Origin of the sequence: Agrobacterium sp. NPDC090273 (assembly GCF_044772305.1) — a bacterium.
Taxonomy (GTDB): domain Bacteria; phylum Pseudomonadota; class Alphaproteobacteria; order Rhizobiales; family Rhizobiaceae; genus Agrobacterium.
On record NZ_JBIVYN010000010.1, the window covers coordinates 1 to 24707 of the forward strand.

A 24707-nucleotide genomic window follows, 5' to 3' on the forward strand; every position below is an offset into this window, starting at 1 on the left:
CCACCGCACCCAACACCGTGGCTGACGCGTTACCGCCCAGTGCCATCGTCAAAACTCCAGCTATCAGAAATCGTCGCATTCTGTCCTCGACATGTCAGGCTGCGTTTTCGAGCTTTTCAAGATGCTCCTCGCAAACGATCTTCACCAGATCGAGCAGATGTCCAGTTCGCTCCCCGAGCCACACGAACGCGCCCTCGCTGATCTCGAAATGTTTGGAGTAGCGGGCTTTGACGTAGGCTTCGTTCAGGGTGTTGAACTAGGCCCGTTCCCGGTGCTGATCTCGTGGAAAAGCATCAGCCAGCCGGCGATCCTGCTCCTCTGCAAGCGACCGCAAAAACTTGATGTTGTGCGACGCGGGACCGTAGTTTGTCAGCGTCAGCAAAACGCAGCCGTAAGCCTGCTCGAGTGCTTGATGCAAACTGAACGCTGACCAATTAACCCAGGCACCGCCCGACTTTTTCGACTGTTCAAGTTGAAAAATTGAAGTTTCAAGTATCACTTTCGCTTCAGAGAACCTGAGTTCAAAATGCTCCTGTGCTACCCGCCAACGTTCTTCCGGCGTCAGCGGCTTCGGCTCGACCAGCGGCTGCTCATCCAGTTCATAGAAAGCAATGCCTTCCTTGCGGATATCGGAAAAGAAGTACTGCCTTCCCTGAGGTTGGTATTCACCTCGCGCAGCGAATGCACGATAAAGCTGACCGGCGTTTCGATAAAGCTGTCGCGGATCAGGCGGTCGGCTGCCTTGTACCAGTATTCGGCAAAGTCCGTGAGCTTGCGATTGTTGACGATCACCGGGAGATCGAAGTCGGAGCGATAGCCTTTCATCGTATGCGGCTCGTCGACAAAACCGCCGCGGGCGTAAGAACCGAACAGGATGATTTTCAGGATCCGTCCGCGCTTCTTTCAGCGCGTCCTCGAACTCCTCATGCAGGATCTCCAGCGCGCGCGAAAGTTCTCGCTGCTTTCGAGGCGGGATACGATCGAGGGAGGATCTGATCAACTCGGGTGAAAATCAAAGACGCAAATTGCATGGTGCCCGGACCTGACATGCTTCGTCCAAAACCACAAATGACAGAAGTGCCAGTAACGGCGACACCTTTGACGCACGAGAGCGACACTCTCCGTTCAACCGAATACGCTCATGGCGATCCTTCACTCCTGGCAATTTCAAGTTCGCAGCGCCTTGTCGCTTTTGCTGAGCGAAACGATCCCGCCATGCGCGCAAGCGTGCCATCCTTGAGGGCCAGTTGATGGAACAGTGCCATGACAATGTGCCCGGCAATCAAAACCAACAGGCACCACGACAAAACCCCATGCAACAGATTGGCAGGTGCCACCATCCAGTCGATCCTGACACCGCTTGCCGGTATCCACGGCATAAAGCCACGACCGTTGCCGTAGGCCCTTAGAAGCGCCAGCGCAGGAATGACAAACATCAGCCCATAGAAACTGCAATGGACAACAGCTGCAGCTCGGCCCGACCAGCCTGAAGCGCGTTCCGGCCGCCGTCCGCGATTGATCAGCGCCCAGATGACGCGAATGACGACAAGGATAATCGTCAGCAGACCGATTGTTCCATGGCCCGGCCCGAACGATGTCACGCTCTTTACCCAGTCAGCCGGACCAAAGACACGCCACGTGAGGATCACGGCAAACTGCCAGACCAGCAGGCAGGCCATGCCCCAATGCAAGAGACGGCTGATCAGTCCGTAACGATCCGGCGAATCCAGCCACATGTTCATTGCTTTATCCTTCATGTGCTGCATCTACCCGCGAAGGGAGGCCGAGACAATGCTGCCGACACCACCCCATGCCTGCGTCCCAATAAACATTGCTCATGGAGATGCATTGAACGCCCCAGCGGTCTGGCGCTACTCGCACTTCTGTCAGTCGTCAGCCCCCTCGACCCGAGGCTAGCCATGCCTGCGGATGTCAGCAAGGGCGCACTTACGAGTTGGACCGGTCCTGCTCCTCAGATGTGCGCCTTCCCCGGCAGTGGAGGCAGGCATGGCGATCTACCATTGCAGCAACAAGCCGATCTCTCGCGGTGCCGGCAGAAGTGCGGTTGCGGCCATCGCCTATCGCACCGCAAGTCGCATCGAAACGAGCGCGAGAATGTCCTCTATGACTTCACTGCAAAGCGCGGGGTTGAACACTGCGAGATTGTCCTTCCCGACGGAATGGAGGCAGGTTGGGCACCTGACCGATCGACCCTGTGGAATGCGGCCGAGACCACTGAGCGCCGCCTCGATGCCCGCGTTGCCCGCGAGTTCGAGATCGCCCATCCGCATGAGCTGGATGACGCGCACAGACTGTCGCTAACACGCGCCTTTGCCCGTGATATCGCAAACAAATTCGGCACGGCCGTCGACTTCGCCATCCACGTGCCTGTCGAGGCTCGCCAGGGTCAAAACGACGGCCCCAACATCCATGCTCTTGTGATGATGACCACGCTTACACCTTCCACACCGCCATTGCAGCCGTCATGGACATCATCGCAACTGGTCGAACTCCAGGCAGAACAGCGAGCCAGCACGTTTTTCCACCATTGCCATGGTGGTCGGTTTTGCCGGTGCTGGCAAATCAATCATGCGGGCCGCCACAAGGCACCTGGGCGGGCAAAGGGCAGATGGCACCTGCCACAGACGGTGGGTGGCCACGTTCTGCAAAAGAAGCGAGCCAGCAGTCTGAAACAAAAGAACGGGACGATCATGCCAGCGCAAGATCAAATCAACGTGCGTTGTCGCCCGGCAACTTCGACTTCAATGAAACGCTAAATGTGTCGCCTGAAGTATCGTAACAAGCAATGCTGTCGCCATATTAGCGAAACCATTGATTTTGCTGTGAACGGGGAACCGTATGCGATTGCGGCTACTGAATATGCTGCCTGCCGGAAGCTCGCTCCACAGCAGCGCAAGGCTCATCGTCAGGTAACCCACAAGTCGTGGGGTTTCTCTTTCGCGAGGTACCCTTCAACACGCCTAACTCGTGATTGCCTTGTTTTCGAAGCGAACCCGGAAATTTCGCCTCTGGAAATCTTCCTTAAAACACACGAAAACGAGTTCGAGGTCCTTTAAAGCATCGCGTTTGCCAAGAAGACTGAGAGACGCGACAATGACTTCGTTGTAACCCCGCGTTAGGCGAAATGCAGTATTGCGTATCTCGGTCGCGTCAGGATCCCGGCGGTCTTCACGGCGTTCATAGACGATCCAGAACCTGGCATTGTCCCAGGCAAGCTGCAGCATCTCTCTGACCAGCGCATGAAATTCTTCGGCACTCATCGAAGGGGCCCATGACAATGGCGTCTCGCCCAAATCGCTCGCAGCATTGAAATAACCATCGTATTCATGATCGGCAGTGAGTGCCTGCTCGATCATTTCGAGTGCCGCGCCTTCGGAGATTGGCGTCTTGAAGAATATTGCCATGCAACTGAACCGGCCTGCGATACGACTACTGAATCAAGATTACAGACAGCGGTGAAAAAGGGCAATATTTATGCCGAAAAGGTTGTCGCGTTTGAAGCAATCGCTCACCGCCGAGATGCTTAAACTGAACGTCGCTCTCAACGGAGGAAGACCATTCAGAAGGCAAAACCGCGCATGTTCATCGAGGTCGATAACGTCAATGCAGCCTCCTTCGAACAGTGGGTCGTTGAGAACGACTACGAGAAAATAGCCCGCTTCAAGCGCTATCCCTCAAACGAAAACTTCATGATCGCTCATCGCAGCAGTCCGCATCTGGTTTAGGCGCGCGATTGGCCGCGCGCGACCACCTCTCGAATGAAAGAGAGGCTAGACCTTACCGTCTAGCCTCCCCGTTATAAAATCGTGCCAGATCAATCCATCTGGACGTTAGCGTCTTTCACGACAGGCCCCCATTTGGCGATTTCCGCCGAAACGTGGGTCTTCAATTCTTCAGGTGATGAGCCAACGATTTTCGCACTGAAATCGGCCATGCGGCCGGCAACAGCAGGGTCAGCCAGGGCCTTCTTTGCGGCTGCATTGAGCTTGTCTATCGCATCGGCTGGCGTGTTGGCCGGCGCAAAAAGCGCATTCCAGGTATAGGTCTCATAGCCCGGCACCGTCTCGGCAATCGTTGGCACGTTCGGGAAAGACGATGCACTTTCGGCAGTCGTCACGCCAAGCGCCCGAAGTGTCCCCGATTTGATATGGCTGGAGGACGAAGGCAGATTGTCGAACATGATCGAGATCTGGTTGCCGAGAAGATCGTTCAATGCTGGCCCGGCGCCCTTATAGGGAACATGCTGCATGCTGACGCCGGTCATGCTCTTGAAAAGCTCGCCTGAAAGATGAAGGGGTGTGCCGTTACCGGATGAGGCGTAGGCATATTTGTCGGGCTCGGCTTTGAGCAGCGCGATCAGTTCCGCGACATTGTTGACCTTGAGTTCCGGGTTGACGACCAGCACGTTCGGAACGACGACGAGCAGCGATACGGGGGCGAAATCCTTTTCAGGGTCATAGGGCTTCGTCTTGAGAATGAGCGGGTTCAAGGCGTGGGTCGCGACGGTCCCCATCAAGATCGTGTACCCATCCGGGTCCGCTCGTGCCACACGATCGGCGCCGAGATTGCCACCTGCGCCAGCGACGTTTTCAACGACAATTTGCTGGCCAAGCTCATCCCCCATTTTCTGAGCGATGACGCGCGCCACAACATCCGTCGATCCGCCCGCTGCAAAAGGCACGACCAGCGTGATCGTTCGTTCTGGAAAACTTTGGGCGCTCGCTGGCATTCCCAGGAAAGATAACGATGCTGCTCCGGCGGCAAGTTTCAGCAACATCCGCCGTTTCGAAAACCGCTTATTCATGAACCCTCCTCGTGTATGGCCTCCTCGCCACGCCGGTATAGTAGCCCAACTTGCCTCAAGGGCAACCCGCAGGAAGTCTTATGCTTCCCACGGGTCCGAGAGATCATCGCTGAGGACAGTGTGTGCTTAAGCCTTTATACGTTCCTCGATGACCCGCCAGTTGATCAGCTTGTCGAGAACCGCTGCAATGTGATCGGCCTTGCGATTTTCATAGTCCACGTAATAGGCGTGTTCCCAGATATCGATACCGAGATAAGCCGGGCGGCCGACCGCGACTGGATTGTTCCCGTCTTCGTAGCCGATGAGTGCGAGCCGATCGTCGTCACCGCGTGTCAACCAGACCCAACCGGTTCCAAATACAGTGTCTGAAACATCGACTGCGCGCTCGATAAAGCCGTCATATCCCCCGAATGCAGTGTCTATTGATGTTGCAACATCGCCTTGCGGCCTGTTCGGTCCACCTGGAACAAACTGATCCCAATAGGCGACGTGGTTCCAGGCCTGGGCAGCGTTGTTGAAAATCTTGACATCGCCCTCGACTTTGGACGTCGCAGACTGCCGAACAATTTCGTCCAGTTCCATATCGGCATAGCGGGTGCCTTCTGCGAGCGCATTGAGCTTATCGAAATAGGCCTTGTGATGTTTGCCGTAATGCAAACCCACGGTTTTAGCAGAAATAACCGGGGCCAAGTCCCCTTCCCCAAACGGAAGCGGTGGCTGTTTCAGTGGCAAGGCCGCACGGGCGACATGGGGCTGGGAAAACATCGTGGAAGCTGCCGCTGCCACACCGGCTGCAAGAACTGTTCGTCTTGTGATCGTCATGGGGTCCTCCTGAGGAAACTAAGCCAAGGAGAACCAACAAAGTCAGCACAGGTTGCCTTCACGATCCCGTGCTGGCGTTATTGTGGACATTAAACGGCTATCGGCATCTCCCTGGCTTCTCATCCAAGGGAGTGCCCGAAGCATGTTCGCCGAACTTACCAGCGATAATGATCGCGGCCGTCTCTCCAGTCCCTGCGGTCGCGCCATTCGCGCCACTCGCGTCGGGCCTGGCGTTCGCGCCACTCGCGACGGGCTTCCCAACGGTCTCGGCGATCCCAACCACGCTCATAGCGAGGAGGACCGTTCGGACGGCAGTAGCCCCGCGGCGAGAGGTGAAAACCACGGCCGCATGCATAGTCCACCTTCTGGATGTGGGACACCGAAGGGGCAGAAGGTTGGCCGACGGGCATCGCATTTGCGGCCGTGCCAAACAGGGTGCCGAACAGCAATCCGGCGGTGATAAACATCTTGTGCATCTCATCTCCCTCCTTGTTGGATGAGTGCGATTTAGCGCTACGGCCAGTGAACTGCAGGTGAATGAAAAGTGATCTTTTCGTGGCACAGCCACCGGACCGCCTCAGTTGCATCTTCGGCATTTTTCTGGCGGTGATCTTTGCCAGATTACCTGCGAATACTCCCTAGCGATTGCGAAACACGGTGCAGGATCCACCGCCGCTTTTGATCCGTCCGCACAGTTCGTTGGCCTCCGCTCGCGTCTCCCGACCGATGCGTGCGGCGTAACGCGGACGCGAACCGAAGTTTCCGCCGCGCTGGCGAACGAGCAGCGCTCGTTCCGCATTCAACGGTTCGGGCAGCCTGACGATTGCTCGCGTAAACAGACGGCTTGCGACAGAGGGATTATAATGCGCCGAAAGTTGCACACCCCAAGGTGCCCAGTCTGCTGACGCCAACAGAACGGGGTCCCGCATGGTTCGGGTCACGGCAAGCCGGACACAGGCCTCAAGGAAAGGTCTGTTATCATCGAGGGCGGGAGCAACGCGCTCAGGCGGCGTATCTTTCCAGGTTTCGACGGGATAGCCCGTGATTGCGAAGACATAATCGCGTGTCTCTGTGGGAAGTCGCCCCTTGTCGATGAAGGTCCGCAGTCCCGCCTCGCCGGCGTTATAAGCTGCGGCAGCCAGGCCGTAATTTCCGAACCTTGTATTCAGTTCGGCAAGGTAGGCTGCTGATTTTTCCAATGCCTCGACAACGTTGAAGCTGTCTTCAAGTCCGCGCAATTTCGCAGTCCCGGGCATAAACTGTGCGATACCTTCTGCCCCTTTCGGGCTGACCGCGTCGGCGCGAAACAGGCTTTCACGCCATATCAGCCTGGCGAAGTAATCCGGGGGCACAGCGTGGCGCAAAGCCAGCACCTCGATTGCGTGACAAAGATCATTGTCATAGCTCTCTGCACGGATGCAGAGCTCGGGAGCGACCACATGCGCAGAAAGACAGGAACCCTCGTTCTCGGTTTTTGGCTCCGAGGCTGCAGCATCTGTAACGATGCCCAGCGTGCAGACGCTCAGAACCAGCAAGCTGCCCGTGAAGCGGTTGACCACGCCATCTCCCCTATTATTCAAGGCGCAACACGCTCACTATTCTACAATCTTCGGTGTCTGCCTAGGCTTTGCCACCAATATGGGCCCGGCATCCCATCTAAAAAACCTCCCCTTCCAGCACAAAAAACCGGATGCGTTTCTTAATCCTCCCGAAACCGGCGTTTTCTATTATGCGCATATGCGAATAAGTACGATCACCAATTGGGCCTATGGCATTACCGTTGTCCTGACTGCCCTGTCGGCAGGGGCATTCATCATGGCGTCGAAAAGCGCCAACGATGAGCGGCTTGCTGTTGAGGAGCGCCTGCGGCTCGACGAACTGGTCGAGGATCTGGAAATCGGCGCTGAAGTTCGCAGCGACGAAGCGCGTCTTTATGTGATGCGCGGCGAAAAGCGCCATCTGCAAGCTTTCGAGAGTGGCGAGAATAACGAGAAACGCCTTGAGGAGGCGGCCGTGCGTCTTGAGGAGCATGGCCTCAATCAGACAGAATCCAACGCCTTGAAGCAACTGACCGTTGATGCCGACGCGCTTGATGCGCTCGAGCGGTCAGCAATTTCAGCCTACGGAAGCGGCGACACATCCGGCGCCCAGCAGATACTTTTCGGTCCGGAGCATGAGAGGCTACAGTCCGATCTTCTTGGTCAGGTCAACACATTCCGCGCTCTTGTCGATGCGCGCACGGGTGCCGCCTTTAACACTGCACGCGAATTTGCAGACTGGTGGAGCCTCGCCGCTCGCGCGATCCTTGGCCTGACTGGCGCCCTTTTTCTGGCGGTCCTTTATTTCATCCTGAGGCGGCGCATTACCATGCCGCTTGCCCGCATGACCGGGATAGTAAGCCGTCTGGCAAAAGAGGATTACGCCGTCGAGGTACCACAGGACCGGCGGCTCGATGAGATCGGCGAGATGAACAAGGCGATCCTCGTGTTCCGGGAAAACGGACTGGAGCGGGAACGTCTGGACGCGGAGCGGCGCGCGGATCAACAAACGAAAGACCTGCTGCTGCAGATGATGCACAGGCTTCAGGCCTGCCAGACGGAAGCCGAACTCGCAGATATTGTCGCCCGTTTTGCACCGCAGATATTTCCGGACCACGCCGGCGGCCTCTACATTCTGAGCAACGACAAATCGATGCTCAACAGAACGGGAAGCTGGCTTGACCCGCAACATTCAGATCCCGCGTTTACCACGGACGCCTGCTGGGCCCTGCGTCGCGGCCGCCCACACGTGAGCGGCGTCGCCGCAACAGATGTTCCCTGCCAGCACCTCCACGGCGAAGAGGCGGAGACCTTGTGCATCCCGTTGACGGCAATGGGCGACATGATCGGGCTCCTTTATCTGGAAAGGCCTGAACACAGGCCAGCTGCCAATGCCGGTGCACAGCTTTATCTGGAACTGATTGCCGAGAATGTCGGACTTGCAATCGCCAACCTGCAACTGCGCAACACGCTGACAGACCTCGCTGAACGCGATGCGCTGAGCGGGCTCTTTAACCGTCGGTTTCTCAATGAGAGGCTCGAGCATTATAGAAAATCCACATCGGAAAACAGCCTCGCCTGTTTGATGATCGATATCGATCACTTCAAGCGCTTCAACGACATGTTTGGTCATGATGCCGGAGACATGGTGATCCAGCATGTCGCGCAGATCATCCTCAACACGCTGCGTGATCGCGGCACGGCCTTCCGGTTCGGGGGCGAGGAATTCACAGTCCTCATTCCTGATCGTGGAGAAGATGACTGTTACGCATTGGCCGAAGAACTGCGTGAAAACGCCGGCCGGGCACATCTTTCGCACGACGGGCGCCCTCTTGGCCGGATTTCCATTTCAATTGGCCTGGCCATTTCGCCCGAAGATGGGCCTTCACAAACGCTCGTAAGCCGGGCGGATGCAGCGCTCCTGATGGCGAAGGCGAAGGGCCGCAATCAGACGGTCCGTGCTGCCGAAACTAGTGAGCTATCAAGCGGAAGCCATCTTGAAGAGTGATGCATTCTTGCAACTGTATGTGCGAATTTCGTGGAAAACTAATATTTACAGAAGAATTCCTGCTTGGCAGGCCCTCTTCCCCACGCAAGTATGAGTCGACCGCGGACGTCTGTATGGAGGTTTTTATGACGTACGATTGGGACGGACGAAAGACACGCAGCCTGAGGGCCGTGAAACTGACGATCATCAGCCTGACAGCACTTTTCGTGCTGACGGCACCGATACTCGCCTACCATTGAGGCGAACCAATTCTGATTAAAAAATTCAGGCAGTCTGACGGCTCGTGGCTCTCGCCCTGAGCCGTTTTTTCAACCATGTCTGTACAGGTTGGTCGTACCAGACCGTAAGAGCCCATGAGAGAACAACGACCGCGGCAATAAAGGCGTAGCCGTAAAGGCTCGCGGTTTTGCCCTGCGTAAGGCTCGGCACTAGGAACACCGTCCAGGCAAGGAGCGGAATATGCAGGACATAAACCGCGTATGATGCCGTACCAAGGAACGATGAGAGTTTGCCGACAATTTTGTCCGGCACGGTTCTGCTCGCCAGATAAAGCAGGACCGGCCACCCAAACACGACCATAGCCAGATCGTAGAACGGCCGCACGGCGCGCGAGATCGGCAAAGCAAGAACCAGGCACACAAAGGCCAGGTAGAGCAACGCGCTGAATGGCGCAATTTTGGGAACGTGGTCGCGAAAACGATAGATCAATACGCCAACCAGGAAGGAAAAGAACACCCTTCCCATGCCGGCGTACATTTCATGCCAACGGAAACCGGCGTGAAGCTTGCCGAATTCAATGGCGGCAACGACCAGCAGGCAAAGGCTAAAAAACACAACGCACAGAATGAAGCGCAAACTCGCACGCACACCCCAGCGTGCGTAGAAGGTGTTTACCACCAGTTCGTTGAACAACGACCAGGCCGGGCTTACGAGAAAAAGCGCACCGTTGAGAGTAATCGTGAAGGGTGCCGGGAGGAAAAGCAGACCTGTCAGGAGCACGACCCCAAGCTCGGAAAGATCTATTGGCCTGTGGAGGTCATCAATCGGGGTCGGCAGTCCGAGCACATAGAGGCAGATGAAAAACGCAGCCATCAAAAGAAGTGAAAGAACATAAAGCGGATAGAGACGAAAGAAACGCGCTGTCATGAATGTGGCGGGTGACGTCGTTCCGTCGGCAAGCTTCTTTCCGTAGGCATGTGCGAGGACGAAACCACTCAAGGCGAAAAACAGGTCGACAGCAAGGTAGCTTGATTCCTCAGGCCTTCCGAAAAATAGCTCTGCATGCCTGTGTACGATGAAAAGGGCAGCCACGCCCCTAATCCCATCCAGCAGAACGAACCGTTCCGGCACCGATATGGCCATCTTCAAAAACCCGAAGCAGAAAGACTGTTGAACAAACGGCGAATGCCTTCTTTCGGTTCATTGCACCGTCTCGACAGACGTTCAAGACACGATCCGTTGTAAATGAAAAAGACGCCGGAAACCGGCGTCTCATGATTTTAAGGGGCCTGTCGACCACCATGTCGCATCAGGGACAATCTAGCCCCGCTTGCGGAGAGTTCTGGTTCCGGTATCAACGAGGTTCTGAGCAGCCTCATCGACGCTTGCGCGCCCGAACGCGAGTGAATCGGCGATAGGCCGCATGACACCGCGGTCAAATTCATTTGCGCCGATCGGTGCGGGTTCCGGGTATGGATCAAGCTTTCCGGAGAGACCTTCAATATAGTCTACTGTCTTGCGCTCCGTCTCGTTGAGGCTCGGCAGAACGGCCTCGCGTACCGTCTTGGAAGGTGGCACGCCACGCTCGACACCGAGGACCTTGCCCGCAGCAACGTCATTGACAAAGAAGCTGATGAACTTCGCCGCCTCTTCCGGTTTGGTTGACGTGGAGGAAATAGACCAGATCAGCCCGGGACGGTAATAGTGCCCGGTCGGTTTGCCTTCACCTTCGCCTGGCAACATGCCCACCGAAAGCGTCTTCTTGTTCAGCTGCTGATACCCGACCAACTGATTGGAGTAGGCAAACCCGATTGCGGAATTGCCAAGTGTCAGGGAATTGGATTCGATCGTATTGTCATCGCGGGTCTGAATGTCGGCCGAAACGGCAAGACCGGCCTGCCTCAGATCTTCCCAATAGGCGAACCACTCTTTTGCGTCTTCCTTGTTGAACCCGATGGTACCGTCCTGGAAGAGCAGTTTGCCGCGCTGGCGCAGCCACACGTCGAAGACGTAGTGGTAGCGTCCACCATAGGGGACGGCCCAGTAATTGCGCCGTGCAGGCGCATTTTTCTTGTAGTCCTTTGCCAGTTCGGCAAGCGCTTTCCAGGTGATCTGTTCCTTTGGAATGGAAACGCCGCCCTCTTTCAGCGTCTCAGCGTCATACATCATGCAAAACGAGTTCAAGCCGAGACCGACGCCATAGAGCTTGCCGTCAATGCGGCAAAGGTCGACTTCGGTCTTGCCAAAACCCGAGAGATCAAGCGAGGATCCGACAAACTTGTCGAGCTCCATGCAGGCTCCACGGCCGGAATAGTCGGCGATGGTCGAGGGCTCGAGCTGGAAAATATCCGCCACATTGCGACCGGCCATAGAGGTTGCAAGTTTGGTCCAGTAGTCGGAGCCGGCGATCATTTCGCCGCTGATCGCCGTCTTTGGATCTGCTTTCTGATAAAGCGAGATCACCTCATTGGTGCGCCGGCTTCGATCGGCCGATCCCCACCAGACGCACCGCAACCGGTTTTCCTGGGCCTGCGCGTTGAAAGCGCCGACCGTTGCGCCAAGCCCCAGGGCCCCTACCCCCATTGCCGCTGTCATCAAAAACTTACGTCTGTCGATAGTTTGCATCTGCTCCTCCCGCGTTTTGCAAAATTTGCATAAATAAGTTATTTCTTGCAAATTTTCTATCGTTGCAATATTTGCATCATTATTGCTTCGTTTGCAAGCACAGGAGTCACAATGCCAGACGCCACCGATATCAACCGTCCCCGCCAGGCTGACATTGCCCAGCGCGCGGGTGTTTCGATCAGCACAGTTTCTCGTGTGCTTGCGGGAGAAAAGGGCATTAGCGCGTCGATACAAACGAAGGTTCTAGGTGTCGCCGCCGAACTCGGATACCCGCTACGGCCCGCAAACTCTGGTGTGTCCATGCCTCTTGATGGCAAACGCATCATGGCCTTCATGTCTGCGGAGCGAGCAACGGGCGATATCGGCGCGTTTTATCATGACATCCTCGACACGTTGCGCGCCCTCTCTCAAAGCGAAGGCTTTGAACTCGACATCAAACTGCTGCATCAGGCGCAGATCGACGAAACAATGATGCAGCGCGCCTGCGAGGCCGATGGTCTTCTCGCAATCGGCCTTGACCCTGAAGACGACAAGATCAGCCGCATGGCACAGGGTGTGTTGCCGACAGTCCTTGTCAATGGTGCAGACCCTGCCATGGCGTTCGACTGCGTCTCTCCCTCCAACTTCTATGGTGGACGACTGGCTGGAACGCGCTTGACGGAACTTGGCCATCGCAAGGTCGCCTATATTGGTCCCGACCATCGCCACACGGTACGGGAGCGAATTCGCGGTTTCCGTCATGCCATCCGTACGACAGAAGGCACGGATTATAACGAAGTGCTTCTTTCGACGACTGAAAGCGGCTTTGCCCAGGCTGGTGACGCCGTCCACCGTTTGCTCGCGGAAAAGCCAGAAATCACCGGCCTTTTCTGCATGAATGATGCGATTGCTCTCGGTGCACTTGGTGCAGTTCAGGAACTTGGACTGAGCGTTCCCCGGGATATTTCGGTGATCGGTTTCGACGACCTGCCATTTGCGGAGCTCTCTACGCCAAGGCTGACGACCATTCGTGTCGACCGCCGGGAAATTGCCCGTGAAGCAATCGACCTCATACGACGCCGGCTGCTCGACCCCTCCGCTAATGCCCGCCAGGTACAACTGGCCGTACATCTCGTCGAAGGTCAAACCGCGGACGTCGCGGGGAAGGCAAAAACCAATGACTGATCCCAATATCCGCTTCAACCCGCTCCACGGAAATCCCTTGCAAAGCAGAGCCGACGTGCGCAAAGCGCTCGACGATTGCTTCGCACCGCTCCTTCCCTATTTTTCGGAAGGAGCCGGGCGCGTGACGCTCAGCGGAACGGCTGCCCATTTTGATCGGGCGGCAGCGGATCTGGAGGGATTTGCACGTCCGTTATGGGGCATTGCGCCACTTGCCATCAGTGGCGACCATTTCGAACATTGGCCGCTTCTTGCCAAGGGCATAGCAAACGGCACCGATCCAAAGCACCCGGACTATTGGGGTGATGTCCGCCAGAAGGACCAGCGGCTCGTTGAGCTTGCCGCAATCGGATTTGCGCTGCGGCTTGCACCCCAACACCTCTGGGAACCGTTATCCGACGCGCAAAAAGCAAATGTCAGCCATTATTTGCTCACGGCGCGCGAGCGGACCTACGCTGACAACAATTGGAAGTTTTTCCGGATCATGGTCGATATGGCGCTCGACCACCTCGGCATTGCGTTCAATCGCGACCTCACGGAGACGTTCCAGGCTGAGCTTGACGGCTTCTATATTGATGATGGCTGGTACCGGGACGGAAACTACCGCAGGATCGATCACTACATTGCATTCGCCATGCATTTCTACGGTCTGATTTATGCAAAGCTCTGCAAACCGGATGATGTCTACGGACAACGGTACAGGGAGCGGGCACGCCTTTTTGCCGGTGACTTTGCGCAATGGTTTGATGAAGACGGCGGTACGCTCGCCTTCGGGCGCTCGATGACCTATCGTTTCGCATGCGGCGGCTTCTGGGCAGGTCTTGCCTTTGCCGATGAAGAGGCGCTCCCGTGGGGCAAGATCAAAGGTCAATATCTGCGACACTTGCGCTGGTGGGCGCAAAAACCGGTCGCCGATCGCGATGGCGTGCTTTCGATTGGATACGGTTATCCGCAACTTACCATGTCAGAAAGCTATAATTCTGCCGGCTCACCCTACTGGGCCTTCAAGGCGTTCCTGCCGCTTGCATTGCCCGAGCATCACCCATTCTGGCAGGCGAAGGAGGAACCTCTCGAGCGATCACAAAAAGTAACGCCACTTCTCCACCCAGGCATGGTGATGATGCGTTCAAACGGTACTGTGACGGCATTGAGCTGCGGCCAGGAAAACCTGATGATGCGTGGCGGGCCGGAGAAATATGCCAAATTTGCATACTCCTCCCGATATGGCTTCGGCGTGGAAGTTGACGAGCGGGGGTTCAAGACCAACGGCTTCGACAACATGCTCGCCTTTTCAGACGACGGTTTGCACTACAGGGTCAGAGAAGCCAATGAAACTGCCGTCCTTGCGCAGACAAACTTGCGCTCGACATGGCGACCCTATTCCGACGTTTCCGTTGAGACCACGCTTGTTCCATCAGGTGATTGGCACATCCGGCTGCACAGGATCGTTTCCGAGCGACCTCTCTGGGTGACGGAAGGCGGATTTGCGATCGAACGCAACGATGGCGACCGCGACCCTTTGGTCGAGGCGACAGGGCGGGCGACAGCAGATTGCGGTTCGGACCTCTCGGCAATTGTCGATCTCGGCTCGACTGTCGAAAGACAAGGCGTTGCCTTGAAAGCCCTGCCAAACACCAACCTCATTCACGCAAAAACCACGGTCCCGCAGCTGCGCGGAAAAATCCCGGCCGGGGAAAGTTTCCTAGCCTGCGCAGTCTTTGCCGTGAAGAAGGACACACAGAACGCGGAAGCTTTGCCAGACGCCCCTGATCTTCCGGACTTGGAAGCGTTGGACAGGGTGTTTTCGCAAGACGGCAGAACCGTGAGCGCGATCGCCGTCATCGGGGATGGCACATGACGAAGAGGCTTGCCCGCCTGAGCGTTGCGATGGCTCCAGAAAGAACCAGGCACGTCCTGGCGCCGGCGACTGTCGAGCGGCTTGCCCGGTCGGTGGATATTCTTGGGGATGCCGCGGTCACCGATTTCCATGATCCGAGATACCGGGCGCAGCTTGAACAAACCGAAATCCTGCTGACCGGGTGGGGATGTCCGCAAATCAGTGAGCATGAATTGTCACTGATGCCCAACCTCAGGATGATTTCGCATGCAGCCGGGACAGTCAAATATTTCCTGTCACCGGTCGTATTCAGACACGGCATTATCGTCTCGAGTGCCGCCGAGGCCAATGCACAGCCTGTTGCAGAGTTTTCTCTTGCGATGATCCTGCTTGCCGGGAAACGTGTGTTCAGCTTCCGGCGGATTTACGCGGACGATCGGGGACGTGAAAACGTCGACAGGCTGCAGTCGGAGGCTATCGGTAATCTCGGGCTGACGGTCGGCATCATCGGCGCGTCACGCATCGGGCGGCGCGTTTTGAAGTTGCTTCAGCCGTTTGATTTCGACTGTATTCTTTTTGATCCCTTCCTCACAGACAAGGACGCAAACGCCCTTGGTGCGCGACTGGTCACGCTCGAAGAGTTGATGGCGAAAAGCGACGTAATCTCGCTGCACGCTCCATCTCTTCCGCAGACACACCACATGATCGGCAAAGCCATGTTGTCCCTGATGAAGGACGGCGCAACGCTGATAAACACGGCACGCGGCGCACTGGTGGACGACGACGCATTGCTGGGCGAACTTCAGAAAGGCCGTATCGAGGCCGTGATCGACGTAACAGACCCGGAGGTGCCGCCGCGGTCATCACCCTTTTACAGCCTTCCGAATGTCTTCCTGACACCGCACATTGCCGGCGCCGTCGGGCTTGAGCGGGCGCGCCTCGGCGAGATGGCAGTTGACGAGATCGAACGCTACTGTCGCGGGGAGGCGCTTGCGCAACAAATCCAGATCGAACATCTCGAGATGATTGCATGAGACCGTTCGAACCCGGCCTTTGCTCCGTTACCTTCCGCTCGATGGAGCCGCAAAAACTAATCGGCCTCGCAGCTGCAAACGGTCTTTCGGCGATTGAGTGGGGTGGCGACATCCATGTGCCTCCAGGCGACCTTGTCAAAGCGAGGGCGGTCGGCGCTCAGACGGCGGACGCAGGCCTTCGGGTATCGTCTTACGGTTCATATCTTTTCGCGCCAGATTTCGTGTCTGCAGACGTCGACGCCGTACTCGACACGGCTGAGGCATTGAACACCCGTCACATTCGAGTCTGGGCGGGCAGCCGTAAACGCCCATCTGCCGATTATCGCCTGAATGAACGAGAGGCAGCAACAACGGCCCTCGCAAAGATCTCTGAGAGTGCCGCCAAACGTGGCATGACGATTGGCCTCGAATACCATCCGAATTCGTTGACGGATAATCTGGTATCATCGCTGCAACTGGCAAACGATCTGCCGTTCGACAATCTCTTCTTCTACTGGCAGCCCGCTCCCGGATTGCCCCTTGAAGAGGCATTAAAGGAGATTGCGGCGCTCGGATCACGTGTCTGCCATCTCCACGTCTTCGCTTGGCTTGCCGACGCAAGCAGGCTTGCCCTTTGCGAACATGAAAACTATTGGCGCGCCTGCATCGAAGCGATGCCTCAAAGCAGTTGGCCATCGGCGGCTTATACCATGCTCGAATTCGTGAAAGGCGACGATCTCGCTCAATTCGAGCAGGATGTCGCAACGCTCAAGGCAATTCTTGGGCGATCCTGAGAGCACCGTCAGCGCGGTAAGGATCAAACGGAGCGAGCCCGCAACGCGGATCAACGCCGCGTTGCGCGTAACGAAGGGTATCAGGTCAGGCTGGCGAGGAAGCGATCGATACCGGCCTGTGCGCACTGGCTATCCTGCGCGGGTGTACCGGAACTTAGCCCAATGCCGCCGACAACGTCGCCGTCCACAATCACGGGGAGACCACCGGCCACGACGAGAAGCCTTCCCCCAATTGCCGAATTGATGCCGTAAGCGGGCTGGCCGGGCTGACTTACCGTCCCGTAGCTTTCTGTCGATCTCTTAGCGCCGGCAGCGGTGTAGGCCTTGTCCTGCGCAATGATGCTGCTCGTAAGCTTGCCGCCATCCATACGTTCGAATGCGATCAACTGACCGGATTCATCGGTCACGGCAACGCACATCGGGACGCCGATCTCCTCGGCTTTTGCCACGGCACCCGCAATAAGGACGCGTGCATCCGCCAGACTAAGGCGCTTGATGGTCAGCATGAATTTCTCCTTGGTTCAAATGTAACGTCATTGGTGGGTCCAGGTTACAGGGACCGTCTCGCCACTAATATTGGAGATAGTGGATATTGATTTGTTCTAAATCGGAAAGCATCAGCCGTTACAGCACTCTAGGCCTGTTGACAAAGACAGATGGTGGCGGCGGCGCAGATCACCGCCACCATCTGACTTTGTCAACAGGGCCAAATGGGGCGAGGCGTATGCCATCGTTTTGCAACGCCGCGGCATGGTAACAGATCGTCAGCTATCCACGTTCGGCGCCGACATCCGCGCTCTTGCGAGTGCGTCTGCCTGATCGTTGCCATCAAGGCCGGAATGCCCCTTGCACCATTCTATGACGATCTCAGGGTTCGAAAGGAGGAGCCTGTCCACCTCCTGCCATAGCTCTTTGTCGGGTATCGGCCGTTTGCGGACACGGCTGTTTGCGTTGATACGCTTCCATCCATTGCCGCGCCAGATAGAGCGCCAGCGTTGACATCCCTCGACAACATGACGCGAGTCCGTCCGAATGACAGCACCTGTTTTCCGATCCCTGTCGTCCAGCCACGTCAGGGCTTTCAATACGGCCAGCACTTCGAAGCCATTGTTGGCGATGCCCGTACCCGCCCCACTGTCTGAATGGATTTCCTGGCCGTTTCGATAAACGACGAACGCCCAACCGCCCGTCAAGGTGGCAGGTTTGCAGGAACCGTCGGCAAAGATAACGAAGTGGTCGGTCATCGAGGACGTTGTAGCGCACAGATCAAGCCGCGCAATCGCCTTAGATCATGAATGCGACAAACCTCGATCGGAAAACTCCTGCCCGCGACCGCGTACAAGCAGTGCAAGGCGAATTTCCCTTCGGTGGCCGGCAAGGTGCAGCCACCGAAGTCTTTGTCTCAACATCGTGAACGCTGCCATTCGTCAAAATGACGTGGCATTTGCGCTCAAATGCGCCGCCCATCAGCTCCGAACAGATGCGTCTGCGACAGATCAAAGGCAAAAGGTATCGTCTCGCCGATACGGATCTGCCTTTGGCCATCCAGGAGAACTGTTGCAGGCTGACCATCCGGTGTGTTGGTGTAAATCACCGTAGAACCGCCAAGGTGTTCGACAAGCTGGATCGAAGCGTCACCGAGCGAGGCCGAATGCGACTGCGGGTTCACGTGTTCCGGGCGCACGCCAAATGTCAGCGGCTCGTTCTCCTGTGCCATAACCGGCTTGTCGAGCGTGATACGCTGCCCGGCAACCTCGATCGTGCGATGTGAGCTGTCACCATTAGAAAGTCTGGCGGAGAGGAAGTTCATCTTGGGCGACCCGATGAAGCCTGCGACGAACTTGTTGGCGGGGTTGTTATAGAGATCGAGCGGCCGTCCAACCTGCATGATCTTGCCGTCACGCAACACGACAATCTTGTCTGCCATTGTCATGGCCTCGACCTGATCGTGCGTGACGTAGATCATCGTGCTGCCGAGCGCCTGGTGAAGCTTGGCAATTTCGACACGCATCTGGACGCGCAGCTCCGCATCGAGGTTGGAGAGTGGTTCGTCGAAGAGGAAGATCTTTGGCTCTCGCACGATCGCCCGGCCGATCGCCACACGCTGGCGCTGGCCGCCCGAGAGCGCCTTTGGCTTACGCTGCAGAAGCGGACCAATCTGCAGAATATCTGCGGCCTTGTTCACGCGCTCTTCGATTTCAGCCTTCTTGTAACCGGCCGTTTCGAGACCGAAGGCGAGGTTCTTGTAAACACTCATATGCGGATAAAGCGCATAGGACTGGAATACCATCGCGATACCGCGCTTGGAGGCGGCGGTCTCGTTGACACGTGTCCCATCGATTTTGAGGTCCCCGCCAGAAATTTCCTCCAATCCGGCGATCATGCGCAAAAGCGTGGATTTGCCGCATCCGGACGGTCCGACGAAGACGGTAAATTCGCCAGGTTCGATCTGCAGATCGATACCGTGTACGACAGTCAGTGCGCCGTAGCGCTTGACGATTTTCTCAAGAGTGATGCTGCTTGCCATGCTGTTCCTCCCGTCCCGCGTTCAAGGCCGCCAGGTGACGTATTTCGGATGGCCCTGGCCGATCGGCAGGGCAACATCACTATTGGTATCGTTGGAATGATAGACCGCCGCCAGAAGCTCCAGCGAACGATGAGCGTCAGCGCTGGTTACCGGCGGTTTTTCGCCCGTTTCCAACGCCTGATAAAAGGCCTCCATCTGCCCGTTGAAACGTCTGCCGACCGCAGGCATTTCTGAAAGCAGCGCATCGATCTTTTTCCCGACCTCTTCGTTGGCCGGAACGATGCGCCAGGGTCCGTCGCCCGGCGAATAGGGCGAGTGATTGCTTTCAAACGTCACGTTCTCAAATGCGAGATGCAGACGGCTCTCTTCTTCCTGCGACCCAAGCGTCGCAGTCGCCGAGACAACAGCGCCGCTCTGCATGAGAAGGCTTGCAGAGACGCAATCTTCGACCTCGATCGCGTTGACCCGTGTGGTCGTGCGCGCAAATACCCGCGAGACTGGCCCCATCAGATAGGTCAGCATGTCATGAAGGTGGATGGCGTGGGTCATCATTACGCCGCCCAGTTCGGTGGCCCATCGGCCCCGCCACGGGTTGTCGTAATAGTCTGCGCCACGGTTCCAGAAGGTCTCGGCTGTTGCAACGTAAGCCTTGCCGGCCAGACCGCTTTCGACGATGCGGCGAACTTGCTGTACACCCTCTCCATAACGGTACTGAAAGATCGGCATCAGAACCCCGCTTGACTTTTCCTCTGCCGCCATCACCTCATCGACTTCGGCGAGTGAGCCGGTCAACGGTTTTTCGCAGACGACATTTTTTCCTGCTGCAAGAGCCTGCAGGATCAGTCGCGTATGCGTCGCCGGTGGCGTGCAGATATCGACGATATCGACATCCTCCATCGCCATAATCTCGTCTGAGGAGAGCGTGCGGCGCGGCACGGAAAACTCATCTGCGACCGCGTTCAGGCGTTTTTCATCGAGATCGCATAGCGCAACCAGATCGAACTTGTCAGCGTGGGGTTGATACCCTTCGACAATATGCGACTTGCCGATGCCGCAGCCGATAACGGCAACCTTGTAACGTTTAGCCACGATAGGTTCCCTCCGCCATCTGCTGTGCCTTGAGTGCGACTTCCATGGCTGCAAAGCAGCGCGCCTGCGGCATCGCAGTCTCCGTGCGATTACGGATATCATGGAGAAGCTGGCCGCCATAGGGCAACTCGACGTTCGAGCAATCGATGTGCTGAACGCCCTTCTTGTCGGTGAGGAAGAGGTGATTACCACCATCTCGCCCGGCAACGTCGATGTTCTTGCGGATCTCTATTGCACCTTCCGTTCCCGTGATGAAGAGACGCCCGTCCCCCCAACTCGGCAAGCCCTCCGGCGTAAACCAGTCCACGCGAATAAAGCCGTCGGCATCGGCAGTCGACAAATGGATGTCGCCGCTATCCTGCAAACCTGGCCATTCCGGGTGAGCGCGATTGGAAACGGTTGCTGACCGTATTTCGACGCTCTCGGCACCAGTGAAGAACAGGAACTGCTCGCACTGATGTGAGGCGATATCGACGAGAATGCCGCCATACCGTTCGCGTTTGAAGAACCATTCAGGCCGGGTTGGCGCACGCAGGCGGTGCGGACCGAAGCCTGCTGTCGAGACGACCTTTCCGATCGCCCCTGCGGCAACGAGTTCGCCTGCCTTCACGGTGGCACGATTTTCGAAATGTTCGGAATAGAGGATCGAGAAGATACGCCCGGTTTCCGCCTGGACGCGCCGCACGTTGGCGAGTTCGTCCATCGTGACCATACCAGGCTTGTCGACCATCACATCCTTGCCCGCCCGCATGGCCGCAATCGCAATCCCTGCCCTGTCACCTGGAATGGCAGAACTGATGATAAGGTCGATGCTGTCGTCATCCAGGAAACGGCGTGCGTCGTCGGTACGGGGACCGCCGGGGAATTTCTCGCCATAAGCCCGGGCCAGGTCGTCTTCCTCGGCATAAAAGCCGACAAATTCGGCACCCGCATTCAGAAGGCAGTTGGTCTGCCCGTAAATGTGGTCGTGATTGATGCCGATCGTCGCAAATCTTACAGGTTTCATTGGAAATGCCCTGGCCTTTCAGCGTTTCATGCCGGTTGTCGCGATGCCTTCGATCAGCAACCGCTGGAAAAAGAGGAAAAACAGGAAGACCGGCACCAAAGAGAGATTGGACATGGCGAAAAGCGAGGTCCAGTCGGAGCTGCCGGTGGAGTCCACGAAGGATCGCAGACCAAGCTGAACGGTGTAGGTGTTAATGTCGTTCAGATAGATGAGCGGACCGAAGAAATCGTCCCAGGTCCAGATGAAAGAAAAGATGGCTGCCGTTGCAAGGACCGGCATCGACAAGGGCAACATGATCTTCCAGTAGATGCGAAACGGGCTGCAACCGTCCATCACGGCAGCTTCGTCCAGTTCGCGCGGAATGCCGCGGAAGAACTGTACCATCAGGAAGATGAAAAACGCATCCGTCGCCAGGAATTTCGGCACGATCAGCGGGAGCGATGTGTTCACCCATCCAAGCTCGAGGAACAGGATATATTGCGGGATCAGCACGACATGATAGGGCAGCATCAGTGTGCCGAGCATGAGCGCAAACCAGAAATTTCTCCCTCCGAAGCGCAATCTCGCGAAGGCAAAGGCTGCAAGCGAGCAACCGACGACGTTGCCGATTGTCGCAAAGACCGCAATGAGAGCGGAGTTCCAGAAGAACTGGCCAAAACTGACCTGTAGCCCGGTCCAGCCGCGAATATAACCACCGATATCGACGGCCGATGGAATAAGCGACGAGGTACCGAAGAGCTCGTCCTGGGGACGGAACGATCCTGAGATCATCCACAGGATCGGATAGAGCATCGCAAACGACACAATGATCAGGGTCGTGTGCAAGAGCACCGAACGCATCGGGGAACGTTGCGGGCCATCGCCTGGCCGGGGGGCGGTAACAGCATCAGTCATCGTAGTGCACCCAGTATTTCGCGCTGAGGAACGAGAAGGCCGTGAACAGCGAAATGATGATGACGAGGATCCAGGCAAGTGCCGAGGCATACCCCATACGGAAGAAACCGAAGGCTTCCTGATAAAGATAGAGCGTGTAGAACAGTGTCGAGTTGATCGGCCCGCCCGTACCTTCCGAGATGATGAAGGCAGGCGTGAATGCCTTGAAAGCGTCGATCGTCTGGATCACGGCGTTGAAAAAGATCACCGGTGTCAGAAGCGGCAGTGTAATCCGGAAGAACTGTCTTACCTTGCTTGCACCGTCGATCTCGGCTGCTTCATACATATCTTGCGGCACTTGGCGCAGACCCGCCAGGAAGATGATCATTGGCGAGCCGAACTGCCAGACCGACAGGATGACCAGCGTGTAGATCGAATAGTCGGGGTTGGAAATCCAGCTCGGGCCTTCGTAACCGAATAGCTGCCAAAGAAGCATGTTGACGAGCCCGTCAGAGGCAAAGAGCTGGCGCCAGAGGACCGCGATCGCAACCGATGAACCGAGGAGCGAAGGCAGATAGAAGATGGCCCGGTAGAGTGTCAGACCCTTGATGCCACGATTGAATGCGAGCGCCAGAAGAAGCGCGAAGATGAGCTTCAGCGGAACCGAAAGCAGGACATAGGTGAAGGTCACCTTCATCGCGGCTGCGAATTTCGGATCATCGGTGGCAATTCGTACGTAATTGGCTGCCCCAACCCAATCGGGTGATTGCAGCAGGTCGTAATTGGTGAACGACAGATAGAGCGAGGCCAACGCCGGACCGAGAGTCAGGCCAAAGAACCCGATCAGCCAGGGCAGGAGAAACAGGTAGGCGTGAATGTTACGGTCGAAAATTCGACGCACGCCTCCCCGTTTCGGGAGAGCCGCAGCGCGGCTCTCCTCTACGAGAGTTTCAGATCGAAAGGCCATATATCACTTCCGTTTGATAACGGTTTCGGATTCCTTGACGAGCTTGTCGCCACCCTGCTCCGGCGAAATCTTGCCGAAACCGACTTCTTCAGCCGTCCGTTTCAGGACGAAGGCAAATTCCCCTGCGCCTGGAGGAGGAGCTGGCGGCAGGTTGCCGACGCCAGGGGTAATTTCTGCGATGTACTCAACCATGCTCTTGCTGACGTCATCGAGTTTCGCTGTCAGCTGGTTGCGCATGGATTCGGAGGCTGGAACGCCACGCTCGACCCCAAGGATATCGATGCCCTGGGGTTCGGCGACGAGGAAATTGATGAAACCAATTGCCTGTTCGATACCAGCGCTACCATTGGCAACACTGATAAGCATCGACGGCTTCAGATAGTGGCCCGACGGCGCATCTTTCGACACCTTCGGATATGACGTCATGGCAAGCTTTGACTTGTTGAGTGCCTGGTATCCAACGAACTGGTTGGAGTGGGCAAACGCTGTGGCAGCCTTGCCGGTTGTCAGCGCATTGGTTTCAATGTTGAGCTGATCGAGCGCCTGGATATCGGCTGGCACACAAGCCTTGCTCTTGCGAAGATCCGCCCACATGGTGAACCACTTCGTCGCATCAGCTGTATCAAAGCCGATACCACCATCTTCGGTGTAGAGAGCCTTGCCGCCCTGCCGCAGCCAGTTTTCAAAGCTCGGCTCGACACCACTGGCATCTGCGGTCGCATAATAATTGGGTTTCGGCTTCTTCTCGGCGAATTTTGCACCGTTTTCGGCAAACTCTTCCCAGGTCTGGCCGATCGTCGGCGGGGTAATGCCCGATTTTTCCCAGGCAACCTTGTCGAAGAAGACGGCACTTGAGTTTACGCCAAGATTGACGCCGTAGAGTTTGCCATCGACCCGACCGGAATCGATGTTCATCTTGCCGAAGTCGTCGATCTTCAGACCCTTGCCGATATGGTCGTCAAGTGGCGCCAGAGCACCACGACGGGCGTATTCGAAGATGTAGCGATAGTCCATCTGGATAAGATCGGGCGCGTTTCGGCCTGCAACCTGTGTTGCCAGGCGGGGCCAATAATCGCTCCATCCGGCAAACTCGCCAGCGATTTCGAGATCGGGCTTAACCTGCTTGTAGGCGGCGATTGCCTTGTTGGTACGATCGGCGCGCTCCTGCGATCCCCACCACAACATACGCAGGCGGGCGGCCTGTGCTGACGCGGAACCTCCCCCCAATGTTGCGAGTGAAAGGGCCGCAAGCCCGGCCGAAAGCACAGTACGCCTCTGAAGCATCACGGACATTGGCAACTCCTCCCTATTGACTGCCAAATTAATGATGAGAGCAAACGACACTTGCCGTTTTATAACTAATTGGTTACATGGGAACACCGATCGTTAGCATTGTCAAGCGG

Annotated in this window: 22 protein-coding genes and 2 pseudogenes; 7 read left to right on the forward strand and 17 right to left on the reverse strand. The window is 56.7% G+C overall.

Annotated features, from left to right (window positions below):
• Nucleotides 1-94: 94 nt before the first annotated feature.
• Nucleotides 95-1000, reverse strand: a pseudogene (locus ACIQT8_RS21895) (nucleotidyltransferase and HEPN domain-containing protein).
• 139 nt (nt 1001-1139) lie between these two features.
• A complete protein-coding gene (locus ACIQT8_RS21900) occupies nt 1140-1757 on the reverse strand; it encodes a cytochrome b (RefSeq protein WP_400969704.1) in 618 nt (205 codons plus the stop codon).
• Between the two features lie 250 nt (nt 1758-2007).
• Here ACIQT8_RS21900 and ACIQT8_RS21905 point away from each other — a divergent pair.
• Nucleotides 2008-2453, forward strand: a pseudogene (locus tag ACIQT8_RS21905) (MobA/MobL family protein); the annotation flags it as partial.
• Nucleotides 2454-2981: 528 nt separating this feature from the next.
• On the opposite strand, the gene ACIQT8_RS21910 reads toward ACIQT8_RS21905, so the two are convergent.
• Nucleotides 2982-3425 (reverse strand): hypothetical protein, encoded by a 444-nt coding sequence (locus ACIQT8_RS21910; protein ID WP_400969707.1) that lies wholly within the window; start codon nt 3423-3425, stop codon nt 2982-2984.
• A 174-nt stretch (nt 3426-3599) separates the two neighbouring features.
• Here ACIQT8_RS21910 and ACIQT8_RS21915 point away from each other — a divergent pair, with 174 nt between their 5' ends.
• The gene (locus ACIQT8_RS21915) at nt 3600-3746 is read left to right on the forward strand and encodes a hypothetical protein (protein WP_400969710.1); all 147 of its coding nucleotides are present in this window, start codon (nt 3600-3602) and stop codon (nt 3744-3746) included.
• An 89-nt stretch (nt 3747-3835) separates the two neighbouring features.
• Here ACIQT8_RS21915 and ACIQT8_RS21920 read toward each other — a convergent pair whose 3' ends face one another.
• From ACIQT8_RS21920 to ACIQT8_RS21935, 4 genes are all read right to left on the reverse strand, one after another.
• Nucleotides 3836-4825 (reverse strand): Bug family tripartite tricarboxylate transporter substrate binding protein, encoded by a 990-nt coding sequence (locus tag ACIQT8_RS21920; protein ID WP_400969713.1) that lies wholly within the window; start codon nt 4823-4825, stop codon nt 3836-3838.
• Between the two features lie 126 nt (nt 4826-4951).
• Nucleotides 4952-5647: a superoxide dismutase gene (locus ACIQT8_RS21925; RefSeq protein WP_400969716.1), complete on the reverse strand. Its 696-nt coding sequence runs from the start codon at nt 5645-5647 to the stop codon at nt 4952-4954.
• Between the two features lie 155 nt (nt 5648-5802).
• Nucleotides 5803-6123: a GCG_CRPN prefix-to-repeats domain-containing protein gene (locus ACIQT8_RS21930; protein ID WP_400969719.1), complete on the reverse strand. Its 321-nt coding sequence runs from the start codon at nt 6121-6123 to the stop codon at nt 5803-5805.
• A 162-nt stretch (nt 6124-6285) separates the two neighbouring features.
• Complete coding sequence (locus tag ACIQT8_RS21935; RefSeq protein ID WP_400970133.1) at nt 6286-7152, reverse strand: transglycosylase SLT domain-containing protein; 867 nt, start codon at nt 7150-7152, stop codon at nt 6286-6288.
• Nucleotides 7153-7384: 232 nt separating this feature from the next.
• On the opposite strand from ACIQT8_RS21935, the gene ACIQT8_RS21940 reads away from it, so the two are divergent.
• The gene (locus tag ACIQT8_RS21940; protein ID WP_400969722.1) at nt 7385-9193 is read left to right on the forward strand and encodes a diguanylate cyclase; all 1809 of its coding nucleotides are present in this window, start codon (nt 7385-7387) and stop codon (nt 9191-9193) included.
• A gap of 264 nt (nt 9194-9457) precedes the next feature.
• On the opposite strand, the gene ACIQT8_RS21945 is transcribed toward ACIQT8_RS21940, so the two are convergent.
• Nucleotides 9458-10555, reverse strand: a complete 1098-nt coding sequence (locus ACIQT8_RS21945) for an acyltransferase family protein (protein WP_400969725.1) — start codon at nt 10553-10555, stop codon at nt 9458-9460.
• Nucleotides 10556-10732: 177 nt separating this feature from the next.
• Complete coding sequence (locus ACIQT8_RS21950) at nt 10733-12037, reverse strand: ABC transporter substrate-binding protein (RefSeq protein WP_262526374.1); 1305 nt, start codon at nt 12035-12037, stop codon at nt 10733-10735.
• A gap of 111 nt (nt 12038-12148) precedes the next feature.
• Between ACIQT8_RS21950 and ACIQT8_RS21955 the strand changes: the two genes are divergently transcribed.
• Genes ACIQT8_RS21955 through ACIQT8_RS21970 form a run of 4 tightly spaced genes read left to right on the forward strand, consistent with a single transcriptional unit; the run spans nt 12149 to nt 16842 of the window.
• A complete protein-coding gene (locus tag ACIQT8_RS21955) occupies nt 12149-13201 on the forward strand; it encodes a LacI family DNA-binding transcriptional regulator (RefSeq protein WP_400969730.1) in 1053 nt (350 codons plus the stop codon).
• Entirely contained in the window at nt 13194-15056 is a 1863-nt protein-coding gene (locus ACIQT8_RS21960; RefSeq protein ID WP_400969733.1) for a DUF2264 domain-containing protein, read from the forward strand. The genes ACIQT8_RS21955 and ACIQT8_RS21960 overlap by 8 nt, the downstream gene beginning before the upstream one ends.
• Nucleotides 15053-16069, forward strand: coding sequence for a hydroxyacid dehydrogenase (locus ACIQT8_RS21965; RefSeq protein ID WP_400969736.1), 1017 nt, complete (start codon nt 15053-15055; stop codon nt 16067-16069). Before ACIQT8_RS21960 ends, ACIQT8_RS21965 begins: the two co-directional genes overlap by 4 nt.
• Nucleotides 16066-16842 (forward strand): sugar phosphate isomerase/epimerase family protein, encoded by a 777-nt coding sequence (locus ACIQT8_RS21970; protein WP_400969739.1) that lies wholly within the window; start codon nt 16066-16068, stop codon nt 16840-16842. The genes ACIQT8_RS21965 and ACIQT8_RS21970 overlap by 4 nt, the downstream gene beginning before the upstream one ends.
• Before the next feature lie 80 nt (nt 16843-16922).
• On the opposite strand, the gene ACIQT8_RS21975 is transcribed toward ACIQT8_RS21970, so the two are convergent.
• The 8 genes from ACIQT8_RS21975 to ACIQT8_RS22010 form a co-directional block, all read right to left on the reverse strand.
• On the reverse strand, nt 16923-17348 hold the full coding sequence (locus ACIQT8_RS21975; RefSeq protein WP_138792595.1) for a heme-binding protein: 426 nt from the start codon (nt 17346-17348) through the stop codon (nt 16923-16925).
• A 258-nt stretch (nt 17349-17606) separates the two neighbouring features.
• Nucleotides 17607-18086 (reverse strand): ribonuclease H, encoded by a 480-nt coding sequence (locus ACIQT8_RS21980; protein WP_400969743.1) that lies wholly within the window; start codon nt 18084-18086, stop codon nt 17607-17609.
• Nucleotides 18087-18292: 206 nt separating this feature from the next.
• Complete coding sequence (locus ACIQT8_RS21985) at nt 18293-19369, reverse strand: ABC transporter ATP-binding protein (RefSeq protein WP_400969746.1); 1077 nt, start codon at nt 19367-19369, stop codon at nt 18293-18295.
• A gap of 21 nt (nt 19370-19390) precedes the next feature.
• The gene (locus tag ACIQT8_RS21990) at nt 19391-20458 is read right to left on the reverse strand and encodes a Gfo/Idh/MocA family protein (RefSeq protein ID WP_400969749.1); all 1068 of its coding nucleotides are present in this window, start codon (nt 20456-20458) and stop codon (nt 19391-19393) included.
• Entirely contained in the window at nt 20451-21464 is a 1014-nt protein-coding gene (locus tag ACIQT8_RS21995; RefSeq protein ID WP_138792599.1) for a Gfo/Idh/MocA family protein, read from the reverse strand. The genes ACIQT8_RS21990 and ACIQT8_RS21995 overlap by 8 nt, the downstream gene beginning before the upstream one ends.
• Before the next feature lie 18 nt (nt 21465-21482).
• Nucleotides 21483-22358 (reverse strand): carbohydrate ABC transporter permease, encoded by an 876-nt coding sequence (locus ACIQT8_RS22000; protein WP_262526385.1) that lies wholly within the window; start codon nt 22356-22358, stop codon nt 21483-21485.
• Nucleotides 22351-23304 (reverse strand): carbohydrate ABC transporter permease, encoded by a 954-nt coding sequence (locus tag ACIQT8_RS22005; RefSeq protein ID WP_400969754.1) that lies wholly within the window; start codon nt 23302-23304, stop codon nt 22351-22353. Before ACIQT8_RS22005 ends, ACIQT8_RS22000 begins: the two co-directional genes overlap by 8 nt.
• Nucleotides 23305-23307: 3 nt before the next feature.
• Nucleotides 23308-24597, reverse strand: coding sequence for an ABC transporter substrate-binding protein (locus tag ACIQT8_RS22010; protein ID WP_262526386.1), 1290 nt, complete (start codon nt 24595-24597; stop codon nt 23308-23310).
• Nucleotides 24598-24707 lie beyond the last annotated feature (110 nt).

Coding starts and splice junctions, on each gene's coding strand:
- ACIQT8_RS22000 (WP_262526385.1), bottom strand. CDS start 22,358: ATGACTGATGCTGTTACCGCCCCCCGGCCAGGCGATGGCCCGCAACGT.
- ACIQT8_RS21960 (WP_400969733.1), top strand. CDS start 13,194: ATGACTGATCCCAATATCCGCTTCAACCCGCTCCACGGAAATCCCTTG.
- ACIQT8_RS21975 (WP_138792595.1), bottom strand. CDS start 17,348: ATGCTGACCATCAAGCGCCTTAGTCTGGCGGATGCACGCGTCCTTATT.
- ACIQT8_RS21925 (WP_400969716.1), bottom strand. CDS start 5,647: ATGACGATCACAAGACGAACAGTTCTTGCAGCCGGTGTGGCAGCGGCA.
- ACIQT8_RS21930 (WP_400969719.1), bottom strand. CDS start 6,123: ATGCACAAGATGTTTATCACCGCCGGATTGCTGTTCGGCACCCTGTTT.
- ACIQT8_RS21920 (WP_400969713.1), bottom strand. CDS start 4,825: ATGAATAAGCGGTTTTCGAAACGGCGGATGTTGCTGAAACTTGCCGCC.
- ACIQT8_RS21995 (WP_138792599.1), bottom strand. CDS start 21,464: ATGAAACCTGTAAGATTTGCGACGATCGGCATCAATCACGACCACATT.
- ACIQT8_RS21985 (WP_400969746.1), bottom strand. CDS start 19,369: ATGGCAAGCAGCATCACTCTTGAGAAAATCGTCAAGCGCTACGGCGCA.
- ACIQT8_RS21900 (WP_400969704.1), bottom strand. CDS start 1,757: ATGAAGGATAAAGCAATGAACATGTGGCTGGATTCGCCGGATCGTTAC.
- ACIQT8_RS21955 (WP_400969730.1), top strand. CDS start 12,149: ATGCCAGACGCCACCGATATCAACCGTCCCCGCCAGGCTGACATTGCC.
- ACIQT8_RS21910 (WP_400969707.1), bottom strand. CDS start 3,425: ATGGCAATATTCTTCAAGACGCCAATCTCCGAAGGCGCGGCACTCGAA.
- ACIQT8_RS21970 (WP_400969739.1), top strand. CDS start 16,066: ATGAGACCGTTCGAACCCGGCCTTTGCTCCGTTACCTTCCGCTCGATG.
- ACIQT8_RS21940 (WP_400969722.1), top strand. CDS start 7,385: ATGCGAATAAGTACGATCACCAATTGGGCCTATGGCATTACCGTTGTC.
- ACIQT8_RS21965 (WP_400969736.1), top strand. CDS start 15,053: ATGACGAAGAGGCTTGCCCGCCTGAGCGTTGCGATGGCTCCAGAAAGA.
- ACIQT8_RS21915 (WP_400969710.1), top strand. CDS start 3,600: ATGTTCATCGAGGTCGATAACGTCAATGCAGCCTCCTTCGAACAGTGG.
- ACIQT8_RS21950 (WP_262526374.1), bottom strand. CDS start 12,037: ATGCAAACTATCGACAGACGTAAGTTTTTGATGACAGCGGCAATGGGG.
- ACIQT8_RS22005 (WP_400969754.1), bottom strand. CDS start 23,304: ATGGCCTTTCGATCTGAAACTCTCGTAGAGGAGAGCCGCGCTGCGGCT.
- ACIQT8_RS21980 (WP_400969743.1), bottom strand. CDS start 18,086: ATGACCGACCACTTCGTTATCTTTGCCGACGGTTCCTGCAAACCTGCC.
- ACIQT8_RS21945 (WP_400969725.1), bottom strand. CDS start 10,555: ATGGCCATATCGGTGCCGGAACGGTTCGTTCTGCTGGATGGGATTAGG.
- ACIQT8_RS22010 (WP_262526386.1), bottom strand. CDS start 24,597: ATGTCCGTGATGCTTCAGAGGCGTACTGTGCTTTCGGCCGGGCTTGCG.